Consider the following 19,864-nt stretch of genomic DNA (forward strand, 5'->3'; position numbering starts at 1 on the left):
TACCCCTAGCGATCCACGTCAGCCATAACCACGTCAATGGTCGCCAAATAAATGATCAAGTCAGAAACCAGACTGCCGTTAATCACAGATGGCATTTGCTGTAAATGCGTGAACGTTGGCGTACGAATACGCGTACGATAACTCATGGTTGACTTATCTGAAGTGAGGTAATACGTACTCGCACCCTTCACAACTTCAGTCATAAATGAAGACTCGCCTGCTGGCATTACAGGACCCCAAGATACGCTCAAGAAGTGCGTAATCAAGGTTTCAATATCTTGTAATGTCTTGTCTTTTGGTGGTGGAACAGCCAATGGGTGATCCGCTTTATATGGACCAGATGGCATGTTATCCAAGCACTGTTGAATAATTTTCAATGATTCAGTGATTTCACGGAAGTGAACCAAGACACGTGCGTATGCATCGCCTTCATATTCCACTGGAATATCAAAGTCGAAGTTTTCATAACCACTGTATGGACGATATTTACGAACATCAAAATCGATACCCGTCGCACGTAAACCTGTACCCGTTACACCCCAAGCCAACGCAGATTTAGCATCGTATTGCGCAACGTTACGCGTACGACCAATAAATACCGAGTTTTTAAGTGCAGCAGTGTAGTACTCGTTCAAACGCTTCGGCATCCACTCTAGCAATTCTTTAACAAGTTTTTGCCAGTTGTTTGGAAGGTCGTGTGCTGTACCACCGATACGGAACCATGCTGGGTGCATACGGTAACCGGTAATCGCTTCAACGATGTCATAGACTTTTTGACGGTCTGCGAACATATAGAATACTGGTGTCATCCCACCCGCATCCTGAATCGCTGTACCACAGAACAACAAGTGGTTATTGATACGGAATAATTCGTTCAACATGACACGAATGACTTGTGCACGCTCAGGAACTTTAATCCCTGCCATTTGCTCAACAGCCATCACGTATGGCATGTTTTGCGCACAACCACCCAAGTAGTCAACACGATCCGTATAAGGAATGAATGAATGCCATGTTTGACGTTCAGCCATCTTTTCCACACCACGGTGGTGATAACCGATATCAGGCACACAGTCTTTAACTTCTTCGCCGTCTAACTGTAAGACCACACGGAACGCACCGTGCGCAGATGGATGGTTAGGACCCAAGTTCAGGAACATGAAGTCTTCGTCATCATTACCGCGTTTTAGACCCCAGTCTTCTGGTACAAAGCGTAAGTGTTCTTGTTCGAAATCTTGCTTTGCCTGGTCTTGCATGTACGGCGTATATTCTGTCGCACGCGCAGAATATTCTTTACGTAACGGATGACCTTCCCAATAGGTTGGTAACAAGATACGACGGAGCATTGGATGCCCTGCGAAATCGATACCGAACATATCGTAAGCTTCACGCTCGTACCAGTTGGAGTTTGGCCAAATGTTGGTTGCCGTTGGAATGCTTAAATCATTTTCATTCAACGCAACTTTGATACGGATGTCACTGTTACGCTCAAGCGATAACAAATGATAGAACACAGTGAAGTCAGATGCTGGCAAACCATCGCGGTGAACACGTAAACGCTCATCTACCGCTGACAAGTCAAACAGCATGACATAAGGACGTTCCACTTTACGGAGGAACATGAGGACTTCTTGCACGCGTGCGCGCTCAACCCAGACTGTTGGAAACTCTTCAAAAGTCGCCTGCACGTAAAAGTTCTCACCAAATTTGGTTTTGAGCTCTTCTACGATTGCAAATGCTGGGCGTGAATCAACTGGAGTTGATTCTGGCATAGCAATGTCAGTTTCAGCCATTGGCTTGGCTTCCTATTTAATACAAATTCTGGCAATTTTTCCGATGACCATATCCATCACGGGATATGTCAAAAACTCATCGTTAAAATTATTTAATATCATCCATAGAGCGTAAGTTTTTTACCGCAATACGTTCAGCATTTTTACGGTCACGTTCTGGCATCATCTTTGGCTTATACACAGGCTGAAGATCATCACCAATAACCGCTGAAAGTGGACGGCGCTCTAGTTGAATTTGGTCTTGAAGTAACATCAATGCTTGAATCAATGCTTCTGGACGAGGTGGACAACCTGGGATGTACACATCAACAGGAATAATTTTGTCTACACCCTGAACCACGGAATAGATGTCGTACATACCACCAGAGTTAGCACAAGCACCCATTGAAATAACCCATTTAGGCTCAAGCATTTGTTCATACAAACGTTGAATTACAGGTGCCATTTTGACAAAGCAGGTCCCTGCAACAATCATCAAGTCTGCCTGACGCGGTGAAGCACGAATAACCTCGGCACCAAAACGTGACAAGTCATGAACGCCGGTTAATGTGGTTGCATATTCAACGTAGCAGCATGAAGTACCAAAGTTAAATGGCCACAAAGAGTTTTTACGCCCCCAGTTCACCGCTGTATGCAACACATCTTCAAGACGTGTCATCATCACACTTTTATTAACTTCTTCCTCAAGGGGATCAGTGACAATTTGACGATCTTGTAATGGATATTGATCGGCATCCGGATTCGCACGGGTTAAAGTATATTTCATCCCGACTTACTCCTGTTCAGATGTTGAGGTAGTCGGTGTTTTAGATTTAACACGACCAGAAGACTGTGCTGGAATATGACCAGTAGGATCGACAACCAACTCTTCAATGTTATTGAATCGGGTAATGTCAGCAATGTTCATATTTGGCGAACCGATATTAGTTTTAACACCAGCAGCTTTACGACGATCAGAAGGAGCCCAGTTGAGTGCGCCTGTTGAAAGTTCGTAAATCAAACCAATTAATAAAACTAGAATAAAGACTGCGGCAGTTGCAAAACCAACCCAACCGACTTCACGAACTGAAGTTGACCAAGCGTAGAGATAGAGGGCTTCCAGATCGAAAACCACAAAGAAAATTGCAACTAAATAGAACTTGGCAGACAAGCGGATACGAGCACCGCCCGCACCAACTACACCTGACTCAAACTGCTCTTGCTTCGCACGTCCCCATGCTTTACCCCCTAGGAGTAAGGGAACAGTGAGCATAAAAACGCAAAGAAATGTAACGCCGATCACGAAGGCAATAATTGCCCAATCGTATGGAGTAATGGCACTCATGCGGGGATAACTCCTGGCAGGCCTATTTTTAACAAAGAATGTATGTATTGGCCTTCAAATACACCAAACACAAAATTAATCCCGCCAATTGTACCTGATTTCTAATTTCTCATGCTAGTTGAAGCGCTTTAGTCTTTCGGATGATTTTGTCCATAAAGTTACTGATATATACAAGATCATGGTTAATTCACCCCTAGAAATCGAATTATCTAATCAAAGACTCTATATTGATCATTTTTTTCTTTATTAGTGCATCAAAAACATTCATCATTTCTGCGTAATGTTCCTAAATATAGCAGCACGAACTAAATCATTGCATTGATACAAATTTGTGCTGAAAATTTAAACAAAATTTATTCAAATCACTCTCTATATTTGTATTTATCAAGCGGAGAATCCCTATTCTATTAAACAATGATTTAAACAGGCAGATCAGGCACTTTCTCCGACTAAAAGACCGCACTGAAATCAAGTTGTCATTTCGACATAATATGTTGCAATTCAGCTAAATACTTTAATTATCTTTATACACAGCTCGAGCAATAGATCGTTATTCTAATAGAAGCAAAGAAGGAGAAAAACATGCATCTAGAATACACACACGACTCGGATTATTTCTTTTTTTCACAACTACTCATGCGTCATATAGAAAGTTATGTTCGAAAACATCCAGATGCTGATAATGCAATTTTCGATTTAAGAGATATCTATGAAGTATTTAGAGAGGATTTTGCCGCAACCACAACTAATTTAGAAAGCATTCTTAATATTGCAGACAGTTATAAGGTCGAAACCTTAAATGGAGATCAGGCACTGATCCAAGGCTATAAAATCGATATTAAAAACAATTCCCTACTCATTGATTTCAATGCCGACGCATTACATGCGCTGCGCTCAGGCAAACCATTGATCGAACCAGATCCTTCGGTTCATGAGTAAAAGTAGATGAATTGATTTAAAAGTTTTTATTTCAATTGAGCCAAGGTGTTTATCGCTTTGGCTTTTTTATTGGCTTTAAAACAAAAAAGGAATGGTACTCGCCATTCCTTTTTCTTTAATTATTTCTTTAAGACTTGCTTATATCGTTTTGCGGGCCAAGTCATGATAAAACGTGCACCGCCTAGATTTGGACTCTGATCAACCTGAATGGTACCACCAAACCAGTAAGCAATACGGCTGACAATCGACAAACCAAGTCCATAACCACCTGAAGCACGAGTACGACTATCATCCAGACGCGCAAAGGCTTCAAAGATACGGGCGCGCTCCTGCTCAGGAATCCCCGGCCCATCATCTTCAACGCAGACATAGGCATTGCCATCGGCACGGATACCACCACTAATACGCACCTTATGGTCACAGTAGCGCACGGCATTTCCAACCAGATTCTGTACCACACGGTGTAGATAGCGACGCTCTGCATCGACCTGCAACGCCATTGGTGGTGCAATCAACTCGATTTCTTTTTGTGTCTTCAGCGCTTCCGTTTCCATTGCCACTTGGTCTAGAACTTCAACCAGTACAATTTCTTCAAAATCGAGAGATGGTGTGCCCTGCTCCAGTTTGGCATAGGTCATGATTTCATCAATCAGGGTATTGAGTGCTTCAATATCCTTATCAATCATGTCGACTTGCTGGATACGGTAATTATAGTCATCTTCCTCTGCCAGCATTTCCATCCCAAAACGGATTCGTGCAACAGGGGTTCTGAGTTCATGTGATACCGCACGCATCAATTCACGCTGTGCTTCAATCAAACGCTGAATATGATCCGACATATTGTTATAACTTGATGCCAGATTCGCCATTTCATCGGTTCCTTCAATCGGAACACGTAAAGACAAATCACCTGACTTCATCTTGTTCAAGGCATAACGTACCTGACGGATTTTACGTTCAAGCGGCAGAATCAAACCGTAAACACCCAAACTCAGTAAGAATAAGCTGAATAAGGTAATCCCTGCTGAAAGCTGGAATGGCATCCAGTTAAACATCGGCACTGGGCCTAAGATCAGCACTTGTGCAGGATGGTTTGGCATTGGAGACACAATTGAAATGGTCGTGCCACGGACTGTTGCACTGTCTTTATAAAGCAAGATACTTTGATCTTGGCGTAAACGACCAATTTGCTCTGAATCCAAATTAATATCTTTAATATCTGCAATTTCAATCGGATAATAGAAATGCTTTTTGATTCGGTCTAAATATTCGCGCTCTTGTCCGGGATAGAAAATCAAATAATCCAGCACAAAAATCGGCAGCGCCTTCATCTGGCGTTCGCCAATTTTATCCACTTTGATATAGAGAAAATGCTTGGGATCGTCTTTTAGACCGATAATAATATAGCCAATCCCATTATTGGCATCATAACGAACCACCGACTTTTGCTCGGCAATGCGCTTTTTCTCGGTACGCGATAACTCTACCCGTTCCGCATCCACATAGTAGATGGGTAATTCCAGCAAATCAGATGCATCGGAAATCCAGTCGAGTTTCTGTTGTTTTTCTGGCTGGCGAGATACCCCCTCACTAATGACATAGGAAATGCCATCGGTCAGAGATTCACGATATTCTTGCGCCCGTTGGTAGTTGATAATCTGCACCAGCAAATAACAAAATGCGGCAACGACAACAACTAAAACCACCAAGCCAGCATAAATACGCAAGAATATGCTGTTTTTCAGTACTCGACTTACCATAAGCTAAATAATTCCAAGCTCATTAAAACCCCGCTTGAGCAGCCTGCTACGCAAGTCCTTAGCAGAAAGGAAAGAATCCCCCTTAAAGAAGGAGGATTCCAGGGATTTAGATCCCGTTGGTTTCTTTAACGAAGAGATAACCTTTACTACGTACTGTTTTAATACGTTTTGGATTTTCTGGATCATCACCGATTTTTGGACGGATACGCGAGATACGTACGTCAATCGAACGGTCTTGACCATCATATTCGATACCGCGTAAACGCTCGAAGATATCTTCACGAGACAAGATACGGCCTGCATTTGAAGCAAGTAACCATAACAAGTCATATTCAGCGCTGGTGAAATCAACCAGATCACCATTTAAAGTCACTGAACGACCACCGTTATCAATCACAAGATCATCAAACTCGATACGTTGTGCAACTTCGTCTTCAACCGTCTTATCTGTACGACGTAATAAGGCACGAATACGCGCTAACAGTACGCGTGGCTGAACAGGCTTGGCAACATAGTCATCTGCGCCCATTTCCAGACCAAGTACCTGATCCATATCTTCGGTACGAGCAGTTAACATTAAGATGGGTTGATGATAATGCGGACGAACTTCACGACAAACGGTTAAGCCATCTGCACCAGGTAACATCACATCGAGAACCACTAAATCTGGTTGCTCGCTGATAATACGACGAATGGCACGATTACCATCAGTTTCAACACCAACTTCTAAACCGTTACGAATCAAATACTCTTGGGTTAAACGCGCTAAACGCTCGTCATCTTCAACAATCAAAATCTTCGGTAACTTTTCTTCTTGGCTCATTTGTTGCCCCTAAAATCTGAGTGAATCTGTCTATGAAATCTGACAGATACATTGGTTTATGAATTGCAATATACACACGTTTACATTGTAAACAAGTAGCCGTTCACCAAACTGATACACGCTCACCCTGTTTTGTTATCTTTTTATTAAAATTATGAATTTTAATATATTTTTCAGAATTGTAAGCGTTTTTTCTTCAGGATGGATGTTTAGTATAGATTTTGTGCCAATGTTAAACAATTTGTTTCTTTCTTCGCCTATAACAATTTAAGTGTCTGTTTTTTGACTTATCCACAGAGTTATCTATAAGCCTTTTTTAATGGCTTTGTTATGCTATGTCCCTGTGAATTCAGCAGTTAAGACATGAAAAAAAAATTAGTAAAATGTCAAGGATTGATCTAGTACTAAAAATCCCGTATCTTGTGTTGAAAATAAACTTTAACCACTAAGTATTGTGTTTATCCCTCAAACATCGTGGCATGCTTTTTGCTCGATTCAAACGGTCAATGAACATAAAAATAGATGATAATGGAGCTATGCTGACATGAGCATCATCACTTCTACTCCTGGCCAACTTCAGGTCATTAAGCGCACCGGTGAGATTGCGCCATTTAATGCCGAGAAAATTTCTGTTGCGATTGGGAAAGCATTTCTAGCTGTTGAAGGTCAACAAGGTACTGACTCTAGTCGTATCCATGACCGCATCACCCAACTTACAGAAATGGTTATGAACACATTTAACCGTCGTTTACCTTCTGGTGGCACGATTCATATCGAAGAAATTCAGGATCAGGTTGAATTGGCCCTGATGCGTACTGGCGAGCAAAAAGTTGCCCGTGCGTATGTGATCTATCGTGACCAACGCGCAAGTGCCCGTCAGCAAACTGGTGCGAACCATCACCCTACTCTTCAGATCACCGACAGCAATGGCCAGCTCCAGCCATTAGATCTTGATGCGTTGACTGCAACCATCCAGACGGCAAGCGAAGGTTTGGAAGGTATTGATGTTCAAGCGATCGTTGATGAAACCGTTAAAAACTTATATAACGGCGTAAAAGAAAGCGATATCGCGACGACCATGATGATGGCGACCCGTACGCGTATCGAACAAGAGCCAAACTATACTTATGTGACTGCACGTTTATTATCAAATGAATTGGTGAGCACAGGTCTTGAATTCTTAGGTCTACCTTCAGATACACCTGAAGGCAATGCTTTAGAAACCTTCTTGAAGAAAGGTATTGAGCTTGATCTTCTTTCTGCTGACCTGCTTGACTTTGACCTTGAAAAATTGGCAGCTGCAATCAAGCCAGAGCGCTCAAACCAGTTTACCTATTTAGGTCTACAAACTTTATTTGACCGTTACTTCATTCACTCGAATGGCGTACGTTTCGAATTACCACAATTATTCTTTATGCGTGTATCGATGGGTCTTGCACTCAACGAAGAACATAAAGAAGACCGCGCAATCGAATTCTATGACTTATTGTCTAGCTTCGATTACATGGCGTCTACACCAACCCTGTTTAACTCAGGTACGTTACGTCCACAGTTATCAAGCTGTTACTTAACCACGATTGGTGATGACCTGTATGACATTTATGGCGCAATGCGTGACAACGCAATGCTGTCAAAATGGGCTGGCGGTTTAGGTAATGACTGGACACCTGTACGTGCATTGAACTCTTATATCAAAGGCACCAACGGTAAATCACAAGGTGTTGTACCATTCCTTAAAGTTGCAAATGATACAGCGGTTGCGGTTAACCAAGGTGGTAAGCGTAAAGGTGCAGTCTGTGCGTACCTCGAAACTTGGCACTTGGATGTTGAAGAATTCCTAGAGCTACGTAAAAACACAGGTGATGACCGTCGTCGTACCCATGACATGAACACTGCAAACTGGGTTCCTGACCTATTCATGCAACGTGTATTTGAAGACGCGGAATGGACACTGTTCACCCCTTCTGAAACACCAGACCTGCATGACTTAACAGGTGCTGAATTTGCTGAGCGTTATGCACACTACGAAGCTGTAGCAAAAGAACAAAACATGCTACACAAGAAAGTACGTGCGAAAGACTTATGGCGCAAAATGCTTTCGATGTTATTCGAAACTGGTCATCCGTGGATCACGTTCAAAGATGTATGTAACTTACGTTCACCACAACAACACGTGGGCGTGGTTCACTCATCGAACTTGTGTACAGAAATTACCTTAAACACAAACCAAGACGAAATCGCGGTATGTAACTTAGGTTCGATCAACCTTGTACAACACGTTCAAGGTGGTGTGTTAGATCGTGAGAAGCTTGCTCGTACAGTAAAAACTGCGGTACGCATGCTCGATAACGTAATCGACATCAACTACTACGCTGTTCCACAAGCGAAAAACTCAAACATGAAACACCGCCCAGTGGGTATGGGTATCATGGGCTTCCAAGATGCATTATATGAAATGAATCTTGCTTACGGTTCTGACGCAGCAGTTGATTTTGCTGATGAATCAATGGAAGTGATCAGCTACTACGCAATCGAAACATCAAGCAACCTTGCAATCGAACGTGGTGCTTACTCAACATTCAAAGGTTCATTGTGGGATCAAGGTATCTTACCAATCGACTCTTTAGAAATCGTTGCAAAATCACGTCCAGAACGCATGTTCGAAGTGGATCGTACACAACGTTTAGACTGGGACACTTTACGTGCCAAAGTTCAAAAAGACGGTATGCGTAACTCGAATGTGATGGCGATTGCACCAACAGCAACCATTTCAAACATTTGTGGTGTGTCTCAATCAATTGAGCCAACATTCCAGAACTTGTATGTGAAATCTAACCTGTCTGGTGAATTCACTGTGATCAACCCTTACCTTGTTCGTGCATTAAAAGAACGTGGTCTTTGGGATACAGTGATGGTAAATGACCTGAAACACTTTGAAGGTTCGGTTCAAAAGATTGCACGTATTCCTGACGAATTAAAAGCAATCTTCGCAACAGCGTTTGAAGTTGATACACGCTGGATCGTAGATGCTGCATCACGTCGTCAAAAATGGATCGACCAAGCACAGTCATTGAACCTTTATATCGCTGGCGCGAACGGTAAGAAACTTGACATCACTTATAAGATGGCATGGTTACGTGGTCTTAAAACCACATATTACCTCCGAGCTTTAGGTGCGACCTCTGCTGAGAAATCAACAATTAATACTGGTGCACTCAATGCAGTAAAACCAGCATCGGTTGAAGCGCCTGTGGTTGCAGCAGCACCTGCGGCGGTTGCAGAGAAAAAACCAGAAACTCCAGTTGAAGAAGATGGTTTTACGACAGCAGCACCAGTACCAATGGCTTGTTCAATCGACAATCCAGACTGTGAAGCTTGTCAGTAATTGAATCCGCATACGCCCTTCTCACTCTGGAAGGGCCTTGCAAGATTTAAATCTATAGAGGCATAGATCATGTTCCATCTCAGTCATAATTATCAATTTGGTGTGATTGTTCTGATTTGTGCCTTTCTAGTGTTTTATATCCCCCTCGTTTACGCGTTTTTTAAAATACGTAGACAACAGCGTAATCAAAATAAGTCTTAGGGATTGTCAGTGCCCACTGGTCACTTATAAAAAATCAATCAATAAAACTTAATTTTGCTTACACAAATTGAGCGTATAGTAAGGACATCTTCTTGATTGAGATGTCTTCATAAAAGATATAAAGCAACGAAGAGAGAATTGATATGTCTATCCTTAGTTGGGACGATTTTGAAGATGATTCGCAAAAACCGACTGCACCTGAACACAAGTCTGCGCCCATCGACACGCAAAAAACGGTTAATACGCAAGTGGTATCTGATTCAGAGCAACCATCGCCGCGCGTGGCAGCTCCACAATCCGCTGGAACCAGTACCGTGCGATCAACAGATTCAGCCGATTCGCTGGCTCGAGCATCTGCAGCCCTAGAACACTTAGACGTTGCACCAGGTTTAGAAGAACTTGAAATGGGTGCTCAGCGCGTTCAGGTTGATGATAAAGCGATGATCAACTGTCGCGCAGACTTGAACCAGCTTGTGCCATTCAAATACGAGTGGGCTTGGCAGAAGTACCTTGACGGGTGTGCAAACCACTGGATGCCGCAAGAAGTCAACATGAACCACGATATCGCACTTTGGAAGTCTGAAAATGGCTTAACCGAAGATGAGCGTACCATTATCATGCGTTCTTTAGGTTTCTTCTCGACTGCCGATTCATTGGTTGCAAACAACTTGGTATTGGCGATTTATCGTCACATTACCAACCCAGAATGCCGTCAATACATCTTACGTCAAGCATTTGAAGAAGCGATTCACACCCATGCTTATCAATACTGTATCGAATCTTTGGGTATGGACGAAGGCGAAGTCTTCAACATGTATCGTGAGATTCCAAGTGTTGCGCGTAAAGCATCATGGGGCTTGAAGTACACTCAATCTTTAAGTGATCCTACTTTCAATACAGGTACACCTGAAAACGACCAACGTTTACTTCGTAACTTGATCGCATTCTACTGTGTTCTTGAAGGGATCTTCTTCTACTGTGGCTTTACTCAAATCTTGAGTATGGGTCGTCGTAACAAGATGAATGGTGTTGCTGAGCAGTTCCAGTATATCTTGCGTGATGAATCTATGCACTTGAACTTCGGTATCGACATGATCAACCAGATCAAGATCGAGAACCCGCACTTGTGGACAGCTGAGTTCCAAGAAGAAGTGATTCAAATGATTCTTGAAGGCACTATGCTTGAAATCGAATATGCGCGTGACACAATGCCACGTGGTGTATTGGGTATGAACGCAAGCATGATGGAAGAATACTTGAAGTTCATCTGTAACCGTCGTTTAGCGCAACTTGGTTTACCAGAGCAGTTTGCTGGTGTAACTAACCCGTTTGGCTGGATGTCTGAGATGATGGACTTGCGTAAAGAGAAGAACTTCTTTGAAACGCGTGTAACGGATTACCAAACTGGTGGCGCGTTAAGCTGGTAAATTTGATTATGCCACGTTGTTATCTAATAATAACGTGGCATAAGATTATAAATATCTTATGTTGTATATTATTCTTATCTCAGTAGCAAAAATATTTTTAAATTTTAACCTTTATTTATGTCACGTTTAGATTATTAATAACAAATAACGAGCTTTCGAATCCAATGTCTTACGTTCGCCTTAAATGGTTTTTTATTGTATTAATTCTTACAATATTAGGAATCTACCTCACTATTATAACGGCAGCAAAATATGAGTGGCTGGGCGAAAAGCCACAAAATAAAATTATTGGTAGTGTAGAGAGCCCTTTCCAAAGAGAAATGCAACAATATTGTACAGGCATAAAAATCACTCCCAGTGGAACATGGTTAGTCGCCCGAAGTGATTCCACATATTTTAGTTATGATAAGCCTAGCAAATCTTTCGATCTAAACACATTACTCCCTCCTAAAAAAGCTGACGAGTACAGCAACTTCCTCGGATTCAGTAAAGAGATACCGATCACATACATCTCACGACTTAATGATCAGGGGCATTTCGAAGAAGTCGCACGATTTGAAGGAGTGGGTTGTTTAGTGCCCATATTAAATAGCGTATTAGTCTTAACGGATCTTAATAAAGGTCAACAAGATTATTCAAAACAAACTGCCGTATTCCGTAGTGATGATCAAGGCCGTCATTGGAAAATTCAGAACGAAGGCTTTTTTTCCTCAGTTGAGCAACAAGCATGGACGGTTCGTCCTACAGCATATAAAGACAATGCACTCTGGGTATGGAAAGACTTTGCCTTTGAGCAACCAACAGAAGGACTGGCAGCTAATCAACCAAGTGGACTTTATTTTTCTAAAGATCAAGGAAAAAATATAGAAACCATTATGGCTTCCGCCCCTCTTCTATTTGATATCACTTCTCTGACAGATAAATCCAATTTAGACCCAGACTGGAAGGCCGATGATCTTGGAGAAATAAAAGCTTTTATTACTCAGTTACATAATGATCATGCAATCTTATGGGTAACACAGGTTTTTAGTCGAGCTCTAACTACAGGCTCATTTCAAGTGACAACCCAAGCTAAACTTGATCGAATCAATGATAAATGGGTCATGGGTGAAGTTAAGCGCATTCAGGGTTTAGCAATCAAGAAATTAGCGCAGAATACCCAAGGTAAAGTTATTACCATTCAGAATTATATGGATCAAGATCAAGATGTGATTGCAGAGTTACTCCCAGAAAATTTAAGTTGGAAAATACATGGAACTTTACCCCATCCTTTTTCACCTTTTAATGGTTCTTCATATGTTTATGATATTTGGATAACCCATGATGCACTTTTGATTACCACAATGAGTGAACATATTGCAGCGCGCATTTTGCAACCAAGTACTTGGCGCAAACCAACAAGCTCTGGAGGAACAGTTTCTGCAACTGCAGTCTTTTATTCAAAAGACTGGGGTACATCTTGGCAAAAATTAGCAATTAAAGGTTATCTCAGAGTACTAGGAGTTGAAGCAAACTCTGACCAAGTTTTTTGGGTAGATGGCTCAGTGTATGAGAGTAAAAAAGACACCCATATTTATAGCCATCAATTAAAATAAAAAAAGCTTATTGAGAAGAGGTCATCCTTGCAATACCTCTTCTTCCGTACTAAAGGTATTACCATCCTCTATCAACCAGTCAGTTCCGATACTCCAGCACAATTGCATAAGCATTCAGATAACGGATTTTTAAAAATTATTCCAGATTTTTTCGATATTGGATAAAACCAGCGTTTATAGCAATATTGTCATAAAGCCTTCTGGCCTGCTCATTACTTTCATGCGTTAACCAGTAGTCACGTGAACATTGTCTTTCAGCCGCTTTTTCATAAACAGCTTCAATTAATTTGCGTCCCAAACCTTTTACCCGCGCATTCGGTTCAACAAATAAATCCTGTAAATAGCAATAGTCGCCTATCGTCCATGTACTTCGATGAAAAATAAAATGCACAAAACCAACCAGCTTCTCTTGCTCTTCGAAAACCAGACAGTACATCGCTTCATCAGGATCAAGTAAACGAGAAAATGTTTTTTCTGTAATTTGAGGATCGATCTCAACCTGATAAAAAGCTTGGTATCCTTGCCATAATGACATCCAGTTTTGCTGATCTCGCTGGCAGAGCTGTCTTAATTTCACTTTATAACTTCCATTTGCTCTTCTAATTTTCAAAAGCATAAGCCAACCCTAAACAAAAGGCAGTGCCAATCGGCTTTTTTCACCAGAACCAATTTATTAACGTTATATTTGGTTAAAATGTGACACACTTCTCTAAACCATAAACGAGAGATTTTCCACCACTTTACACAATATAAATACATAAAATAATTAAAAGCGACTTGATTAGTACACTTTGAAACATTCGTTAACTAAAACACTGTCTAATTTAAAGTAAAATTCATGAACTAACTCCTCCAACGTCTGTTTCAAGGCCATCCCTTGACTGATGTGCCTTTATTGCGTCTGTATCATCATTTAAATTCTTTCTCTCTATATCGTTTGTCATATAGAGCGTCATTTAATTTTTAAGGTAAATTGAATGAAAAAATTTTGGAAATATTTATTAGTACTGCTCGTAGTACTAATTATTATTGCAATTGCCTTTCTTTTTAGACCAGTTGCGTCTAAGGCAATTAAAACTGCAAATGACGAGCCGACTGTCGATGTTGTACTCATCGGCGGCGGGATCATGAGTGCCACTTTAGGTACTTACCTCAACGAATTACAACCAGACTGGAACATCCGCATGTATGAACGTCTTGATGCTGTTGCACAAGAAAGTTCAAACGGTTTTAACAATGCGGGTACAGGTCACTCTGGCTTTATGGAAATGAACTATACCGAAGAAAAAGACGGTAAAATGGACATTTCTAAAGCCATCAACGTGGCAAGCCAGTTCGAAATTGCAAAACAGTTCTGGGCTTACCAAGTCAAACAAGGTGTGCTTGAAACTCCAAATACATTCATCAACCCAGTACCGCATATTGCGTTTGTCTGGGGCGACAATGTGAACTTTATGGAAAAGCGTTATGCTGCCATGGTTCAACATCCATTATTCGCTGGCATGAAATTGAGTGAAGACAAAGCTGAAATTCAACAATGGGCTCCATTGGTGATGGACGGTCGTGATCCTCAACAAAAAGTTGCTGCAACACGTATGGACGTAGGTTCTGACGTGAACTACGGTGCAATCACCAAACAGTTAATTGGCAATCTCGAAAAAAGTCCAAACTTCAAGCTAAGCACTTCAACAGAAGTCACTGGCATTAGCAAAAATGACGACAACACTTGGTCTGTCGCTTTCAAAGATGTGAAATCTGGTAAAGTTGATCATGTAAAAACGCGTTTTGTGTTTATTGGTGCGGGCGGTGCGGCAATCAAATTATTGCAAATGACTGGCCTTCCAGAAGCTCAACAATACGCTGGCTTCCCTGTAGGTGGTGAGTTCCTTGTAACCGACAATCCAGCGGTAACTGCAAAACACACAGCTAAAGTGTATGGCCGTGCTGATCTTGGTGCGCCTCCAATGTCTGTTCCACATATTGATACCCGTTATATCGACGGTAAAAAATATGTATTGTTTGGCCCATTCGCAACCTATTCAAACAAGTTCCTGAAAAATGGTTCACAACTTGATTTGCTTACATCGACCAACAAAAACAATGTGTTACCAATGGCGGCAATTGGTCTACAAAATGCTGACCTTGTACAGTATCTCGTAAGTCAGGTATTGATGTCGGATGCTGACCGTTTCAACGAGTTGAAAAAATACTATCCTGAAGCAGATCCAAAAGACTGGCATCTACAACAAGGTGGTCAACGTGTTCAGATCATCAAGAAAGAACCGGGCAAACCAGCTAAATTGCAATTCGGTACAGAAATCTTTGCGTCTAAAGACAAGTCTGTAACAGCATTGTTGGGTGCTTCTCCGGGTGCTTCTACTTCACCTTACATCATGCTTAACTTGCTTGAAAAAGCATTCCCAGAGCAAACCAAAGGTGTGTGGAATGACAAGTTGCACGAGATTGTCCGTTCTTATGGTCAAGATCTTGCCAATGATCCAGCATTGCTTGATCAAATCCGTCATTATTCAAGCTCAACACTTGGCTTGAACTATACGACACCAGCAAACTTGATTCCTGCGAAAAAAGTCGAAAAAGCTGAAGCTGTTGCTCAGTAATTCTGCTTAGGAATGAGTTCAAAAGGGAGGAGTTTCGGCTCTTCCCTTTTTTGTTTTATTTTTTCTGTGCCTTTTTAAATCTATGCCTTCCGATGTAAGCCCCTCAGCTTTTGCCGCATTTGCCTGTCGTGACTTCAAGTTATTGACCATCAATCAATGCTGCTTAACCTTTGCGGTTTTGATTCAGGAAGTGCTGATTGCTTTTCATCTTTATCAAATTACCAAGAATCCACTCATCCTCGGTCTGGTTGGGATCATGGATTTCTTACCCTTTTTGGCGCTCTCTTTATGGGGCGGTTATATTGCTGACCGTTTTAATCGCCAGCGTATTTTGCAGATCAGCTTTAGTATTGCCATTCCCCTTTCCATCGCTTTATGGCTGTGCTTCGATCTGTTTCAGTCGGACAAAATCACAACCACCGTCTTACTAATATCGACCTTTAGTCTTTTATTTCTATTTGGCTGCATTCGCGGTATTTATAGTCCGTGCTTTAACTCGTTACGACCTTTTGTCGTGCCCGAACATCTTTATACCAATGCCGCAACATGGACCAGCATGTGCTGGCAGGCCTGCGGTATCCTTGCTCCCGTGATCGGTGGTTTTTTGCTGGCGCATCTTGATCTAGATATTACCTTTGCCGTTATCGTCGGATTATTTATGACAGGCAGTGTGGCACTCTGGCGCTTACAAAAAAGACAATTTCCACAACTTCAAACCGAATCGATTGCTAAAAGCCTGCAACAGGCACTGCAATTTATTTTTAAAACTAAAATTATTTTCTGGGCCATGTTTCTCGATCTTGGCTCGGTATTTTTTGGTGGCATCATTGCCCTGCTACCAATTTTTGCACAGGATGTGTTGCATATCGGTGCCGACGGTTTCGGTCTATTGCGTGCTGCGCCTGCGTTTGGCGGCCTGATCATGATGATGATTCTGGTTCGTTATCCACCCAAACATAGACCTTGGCAGATCATGCTAATGGCCGTTGCAGGATTTGGTTGTTGCACATTGTTATTTGCTGTTACCAGACACCTCTATTTTTCTGTCGCAGTTCTCATTATTATGGGAGCTTGTGACAGTATCAACATTGTCATTCGTCAAACCATACTGCAACTTATTCCCCCCAAGGACATGCTTGGACGTATTGCTGCCATTAATGGCATCTTTGTCACGTCTAGTAATGAGCTAGGCGCATTGCAGTCCAGTGTGATGACACGCTTTTTCAGCGTGGTTCCAGCAATGTTGATCGGCGGCACGCTTTCTTTGCTCTGCGTGGCTTTAACTAGCGTCAGAAGCAAAGCGTTATTTAAATTCCGTTTTTAAATTCTTTTATATCGCTGTTTAGAAAAATCAATGTAAGTCATATGAAACACACTTTGCCCGCATCCTCTGGTGCATCTAGGTTCATTATTGTTTCCATTTTTGTATGGCTGGTACTTTTGTGCCTGCAATCCATCTATATCGTGATTATTGGCGGCAGCGCTTATCTTTTCTGGACCTCTTTTGGCTTACTGATTTTAAATGTACTCAGCCTTCGTCCAACCGTCTTAAAAAACCGAATTGCCACCGTTGTGACGGCAGCCTTGCTGATTTATCTGGTGCTTAACTCACTGTTTTGCACTTATCTGATTGTCGCCTTCTATTGTATTTTCCATTTATATTCCGATGAGTATAAGAATAAACGCCTGATCAAACTGGCAGGCTTATTTCTGATCATGATTATTTTTGCACTGTATCAAAGCCAGTCCCTACATGAACTAAAACAAAAATATGCGCCTTATGAAACAGGTGAAACTTGGCAACAACACGGCGCTTTATAAAAACTATCCAATAAAAAACCTCACATGACGTGAGGTTTTTTTATTGCGAATACTAATCTTGCGAATCAGGATACAAAGGACGGTTTCCGGGACTAATGCGGTTGATATGCAAGAAAGTCATGTGACGTTCATACTTATCGAGAATGTCATTAATCACCTGTTCTTTGGTGTATCCCACCAAGTCATTGTCCTGTGAACCTTCATACAGGAACGTCTCTAAACGATAGTAATGTTGCTTACCACGTTTGCCACGCTCACTAAAGGTCGGCGCGATATAACGCACAGGCCAGATCTGGTAAACGAAGTTATGCTCTTCTTCGATGTAAATGGTGAGATCAAGATGATACAGCGTATCACTCTCTTCCACTTCACCTTGCGTGACTTCGACACTCATGCCACGCTTGACCAGCTCATCCGCAACGGTCTGAACGGCAGGTTTACATACACTGTCGAGCATACGTTGGGTTTCGCTGCTGCCTGGATGATGCATAACGCGAGATAAACGCTGTTTCCAGTTTAGAATATCAACGTTACCCACCACAGGTGCCGCATTCAGACTGCGGCTGGCTTTACGATAATCTTCTAAGCGCAAGGACTTATACAGACCCGCCATTACCAGCAACATAACAAAACTAAACGGCAATCCCATGATGACCGTGGCACTTTGCAAGGCGGTAATCCCGTTTGCCATCAGCATGGCAACCGTCAATAAGCCAATTGCAGTGGCCCAGAAGATACGTAACCAACGCGGCGCATCATTATCGACATTGGAGAATTTGGTAGTGAAGTTACCAAGCACCAAAGCGCCAGAATCCGCTGACGTCACATAGAACAATAAACCCGTAATGGTGGCAATACCCGCAATAAAGGCAAAGCCCGGATATTGAGCCAGCAAGTCATAGAAACCATGCGCAGGATCGGTCAATACCGTTTGTGCCAGTGCCGTATTTCCATCAAAGATCACGCTATGTAAGGCACTATTACCAAAAATAGATAACCAAGTAATGGTGAACAATAATGGAATGATCAAGGTACCGCAGACAAATTCACGGATGGTACGACCACGGGAAATACGTGCCAGAAACAGACCAACAAATGGAGACCAAGCCACCCACCATGCCCAGAAGAACAAGGTCCAGCTATTCATCCAGTCTTTTGGACGGTCAAAGGCAAAGCTTTCCAGTGCCAGACTCGGGAAACGACTAATATAATCGCCAAAGTTTTGTACCAGTGCATTGAGCAGGAATTCGGTATTGCCGAGGAACAATACAAACAGCATCAAGCCAATTGCAGCATAGATATTGATTTCAGATAAAATCTTAATGCCTTTATTGACCCCTGCTGTCACTGAAATAATGGTGACGATTACCGCAAGCCCAATCAGGGCAATCTGAATCCACAGGTTCTCTGGTAAGCCAAACAGTACATGCAGACCATAATTGATCTGTACAACCGCGATACCACAAGTAGTTGCTATACCAAAAATGGTACCAATGACGGCGGCAGTATCGACGGTATGGCCAATCGGGCCATCAATTTTATTACCAAAAATCGGGTATAACGCAGAACGGATAGTCAGTGGCAGATTATAGCGGTAACTAAAGTAACCTAACGCCATCCCGACCAGTGCATACATGCCCCAACCAGTTAAACCATAGTGAAATAGCGTCCACACCATCCCCTGACGAGCCGCCTCAAAGGTCTGACCTTCGCCAACAGGAGGATTCATATAGTGGGAGAGCGGCTCTGCAACCGAGAAGAACATCAAGTCTGTCCCGATCCCTGCCGCAAACAGCATGGCTGACCAGCTCAGTAGACTGAACTCAGGCTTCGAATGTTTTGGGCCGAGCTTGATATCGCCATAACGGGAACAAGCGATAAAGACCACAAAGACCAGATAAAGCGTCGCTGCTAACAGGTAGTACCAGCTAAATTTATCACTGACCCATGCCAGTACCACATTCAATAAGTGGTTGGCAAAATCGTTAAAAAAAATCGTAACAAGTGCAAATGTTAAAATAAGTAGAGCTGAAACATAAAAGACCACACGATTCAAATGATCTTTATTCGCTAATGTAGAATCATCAACCGCTCTTGGATTATCTGTTGCCATACAATCCTCAGGGAGTTAGAGAACAAAAAGAAAATATTCATCCACGTCTTTCCACTGCATCTTCA

The 19,864-nt window shown here is 42.1% G+C and carries 14 protein-coding genes and 1 pseudogene; 8 read left to right on the forward strand and 7 right to left on the reverse strand.

Annotated elements, in window-relative coordinates:
- Positions 1–5: 5 nt before the first annotated feature.
- The 3 genes from nuoC to A9Z07_RS09940 form a co-directional block, all read right to left on the reverse strand.
- Positions 6–1,793 (reverse strand): NADH-quinone oxidoreductase subunit C/D, encoded by a 1,788-nt coding sequence (nuoC, locus tag A9Z07_RS09930; RefSeq protein WP_069578275.1) that lies wholly within the window; start codon positions 1,791–1,793, stop codon positions 6–8.
- 88 nt (positions 1,794–1,881) lie between these two features.
- The gene (locus A9Z07_RS09935) at positions 1,882–2,559 is read right to left on the reverse strand and encodes a NuoB/complex I 20 kDa subunit family protein (RefSeq protein WP_004655450.1); all 678 of its coding nucleotides are present in this window, start codon (positions 2,557–2,559) and stop codon (positions 1,882–1,884) included.
- Positions 2,560–2,565: 6 nt separating this feature from the next.
- Positions 2,566–3,117 (reverse strand): NADH-quinone oxidoreductase subunit A, encoded by a 552-nt coding sequence (locus tag A9Z07_RS09940; protein ID WP_004770765.1) that lies wholly within the window; start codon positions 3,115–3,117, stop codon positions 2,566–2,568.
- Positions 3,118–3,699: 582 nt separating this feature from the next.
- Between A9Z07_RS09940 and A9Z07_RS09945 the strand changes: the two genes are divergently transcribed.
- Positions 3,700–4,056: a hypothetical protein gene (locus tag A9Z07_RS09945; RefSeq protein WP_004770764.1), complete on the forward strand. Its 357-nt coding sequence runs from the start codon at positions 3,700–3,702 to the stop codon at positions 4,054–4,056.
- 119 nt (positions 4,057–4,175) lie between these two features.
- On the opposite strand, the gene bfmS is transcribed toward A9Z07_RS09945, so the two are convergent.
- Together bfmS and bfmR are read right to left on the reverse strand one after the other, a co-directional pair.
- A complete protein-coding gene (gene bfmS / locus A9Z07_RS09950) occupies positions 4,176–5,816 on the reverse strand; it encodes a sensor histidine kinase BfmS (protein WP_005256169.1) in 1,641 nt (546 codons plus the stop codon).
- A gap of 106 nt (positions 5,817–5,922) precedes the next feature.
- Complete coding sequence (gene bfmR / locus A9Z07_RS09955) at positions 5,923–6,639, reverse strand: response regulator transcription factor BfmR (protein ID WP_004770762.1); 717 nt, start codon at positions 6,637–6,639, stop codon at positions 5,923–5,925.
- A 544-nt stretch (positions 6,640–7,183) separates the two neighbouring features.
- Between bfmR and A9Z07_RS09960 the strand changes: the two genes are divergently transcribed.
- The 4 genes from A9Z07_RS09960 to A9Z07_RS09970 all read left to right on the forward strand — a co-directional run bounded on the left by A9Z07_RS09960 (position 7,184) and on the right by A9Z07_RS09970 (position 13,247).
- The gene (locus A9Z07_RS09960) at positions 7,184–10,024 is read left to right on the forward strand and encodes a ribonucleoside-diphosphate reductase subunit alpha (RefSeq protein ID WP_004770761.1); all 2,841 of its coding nucleotides are present in this window, start codon (positions 7,184–7,186) and stop codon (positions 10,022–10,024) included.
- 69 nt (positions 10,025–10,093) lie between these two features.
- Entirely contained in the window at positions 10,094–10,225 is a 132-nt protein-coding gene (locus A9Z07_RS17630) for a hypothetical protein (RefSeq protein WP_004655460.1), read from the forward strand.
- 143 nt (positions 10,226–10,368) lie between these two features.
- A complete protein-coding gene (locus A9Z07_RS09965; protein ID WP_069578280.1) occupies positions 10,369–11,652 on the forward strand; it encodes a ribonucleotide-diphosphate reductase subunit beta in 1,284 nt (427 codons plus the stop codon).
- A 164-nt stretch (positions 11,653–11,816) separates the two neighbouring features.
- Complete coding sequence (locus A9Z07_RS09970; protein ID WP_069578284.1) at positions 11,817–13,247, forward strand: hypothetical protein; 1,431 nt, start codon at positions 11,817–11,819, stop codon at positions 13,245–13,247.
- Positions 13,248–13,383: 136 nt separating this feature from the next.
- Here A9Z07_RS09970 and A9Z07_RS09975 read toward each other — a convergent pair whose 3' ends face one another.
- Complete coding sequence (locus A9Z07_RS09975; RefSeq protein WP_069578289.1) at positions 13,384–13,824, reverse strand: GNAT family N-acetyltransferase; 441 nt, start codon at positions 13,822–13,824, stop codon at positions 13,384–13,386.
- A gap of 400 nt (positions 13,825–14,224) precedes the next feature.
- Here A9Z07_RS09975 and mqo point away from each other — a divergent pair, with 400 nt between their 5' ends.
- The 3 genes and pseudogenes from mqo (at position 14,225) to A9Z07_RS09990 (ending at position 17,686) form a co-directional block, all read left to right on the forward strand.
- Complete coding sequence (gene mqo, locus A9Z07_RS09980; protein ID WP_069578294.1) at positions 14,225–15,865, forward strand: malate dehydrogenase (quinone); 1,641 nt, start codon at positions 14,225–14,227, stop codon at positions 15,863–15,865.
- A gap of 46 nt (positions 15,866–15,911) precedes the next feature.
- Positions 15,912–17,189, forward strand: a pseudogene (locus A9Z07_RS09985) (MFS transporter); the annotation flags it as partial.
- Positions 17,190–17,230: 41 nt separating this feature from the next.
- A complete protein-coding gene (locus A9Z07_RS09990; protein WP_069578302.1) occupies positions 17,231–17,686 on the forward strand; it encodes a hypothetical protein in 456 nt (151 codons plus the stop codon).
- Between the two features lie 52 nt (positions 17,687–17,738).
- Here A9Z07_RS09990 and A9Z07_RS09995 read toward each other — a convergent pair whose 3' ends face one another.
- Complete coding sequence (locus tag A9Z07_RS09995) at positions 17,739–19,799, reverse strand: choline transporter (RefSeq protein ID WP_047430836.1); 2,061 nt, start codon at positions 19,797–19,799, stop codon at positions 17,739–17,741.
- Positions 19,800–19,864 lie beyond the last annotated feature (65 nt).

Source organism: Acinetobacter sp. YK3 (assembly GCF_001729365.1).
Classification (GTDB): Bacteria; Pseudomonadota; Gammaproteobacteria; order Pseudomonadales; family Moraxellaceae; genus Acinetobacter; species Acinetobacter vivianii.

What these genes read in the sequence shown, in the direction of transcription:
- nuoC (WP_069578275.1), bottom strand. Translation starts at nt 1,793, where the DNA reads ATGGCTGAAACTGACATTGCTATGCCAGAATCAACTCCAGTTGATTCA.
- A9Z07_RS09935 (WP_004655450.1), bottom strand. Translation starts at nt 2,559, where the DNA reads ATGAAATATACTTTAACCCGTGCGAATCCGGATGCCGATCAATATCCA.
- A9Z07_RS09940 (WP_004770765.1), bottom strand. Translation starts at nt 3,117, where the DNA reads ATGAGTGCCATTACTCCATACGATTGGGCAATTATTGCCTTCGTGATC.
- A9Z07_RS09945 (WP_004770764.1), top strand. Translation starts at nt 3,700, where the DNA reads ATGCATCTAGAATACACACACGACTCGGATTATTTCTTTTTTTCACAA.
- bfmS (WP_005256169.1), bottom strand. Translation starts at nt 5,816, where the DNA reads ATGGTAAGTCGAGTACTGAAAAACAGCATATTCTTGCGTATTTATGCT.
- bfmR (WP_004770762.1), bottom strand. Translation starts at nt 6,639, where the DNA reads ATGAGCCAAGAAGAAAAGTTACCGAAGATTTTGATTGTTGAAGATGAC.
- A9Z07_RS09960 (WP_004770761.1), top strand. Translation starts at nt 7,184, where the DNA reads ATGAGCATCATCACTTCTACTCCTGGCCAACTTCAGGTCATTAAGCGC.
- A9Z07_RS17630 (WP_004655460.1), top strand. Translation starts at nt 10,094, where the DNA reads ATGTTCCATCTCAGTCATAATTATCAATTTGGTGTGATTGTTCTGATT.
- A9Z07_RS09965 (WP_069578280.1), top strand. Translation starts at nt 10,369, where the DNA reads ATGTCTATCCTTAGTTGGGACGATTTTGAAGATGATTCGCAAAAACCG.
- A9Z07_RS09970 (WP_069578284.1), top strand. Translation starts at nt 11,817, where the DNA reads ATGTCTTACGTTCGCCTTAAATGGTTTTTTATTGTATTAATTCTTACA.
- mqo (WP_069578294.1), top strand. Translation starts at nt 14,225, where the DNA reads ATGAAAAAATTTTGGAAATATTTATTAGTACTGCTCGTAGTACTAATT.
- A9Z07_RS09990 (WP_069578302.1), top strand. Translation starts at nt 17,231, where the DNA reads ATGAAACACACTTTGCCCGCATCCTCTGGTGCATCTAGGTTCATTATT.
- A9Z07_RS09995 (WP_047430836.1), bottom strand. Translation starts at nt 19,799, where the DNA reads ATGGCAACAGATAATCCAAGAGCGGTTGATGATTCTACATTAGCGAAT.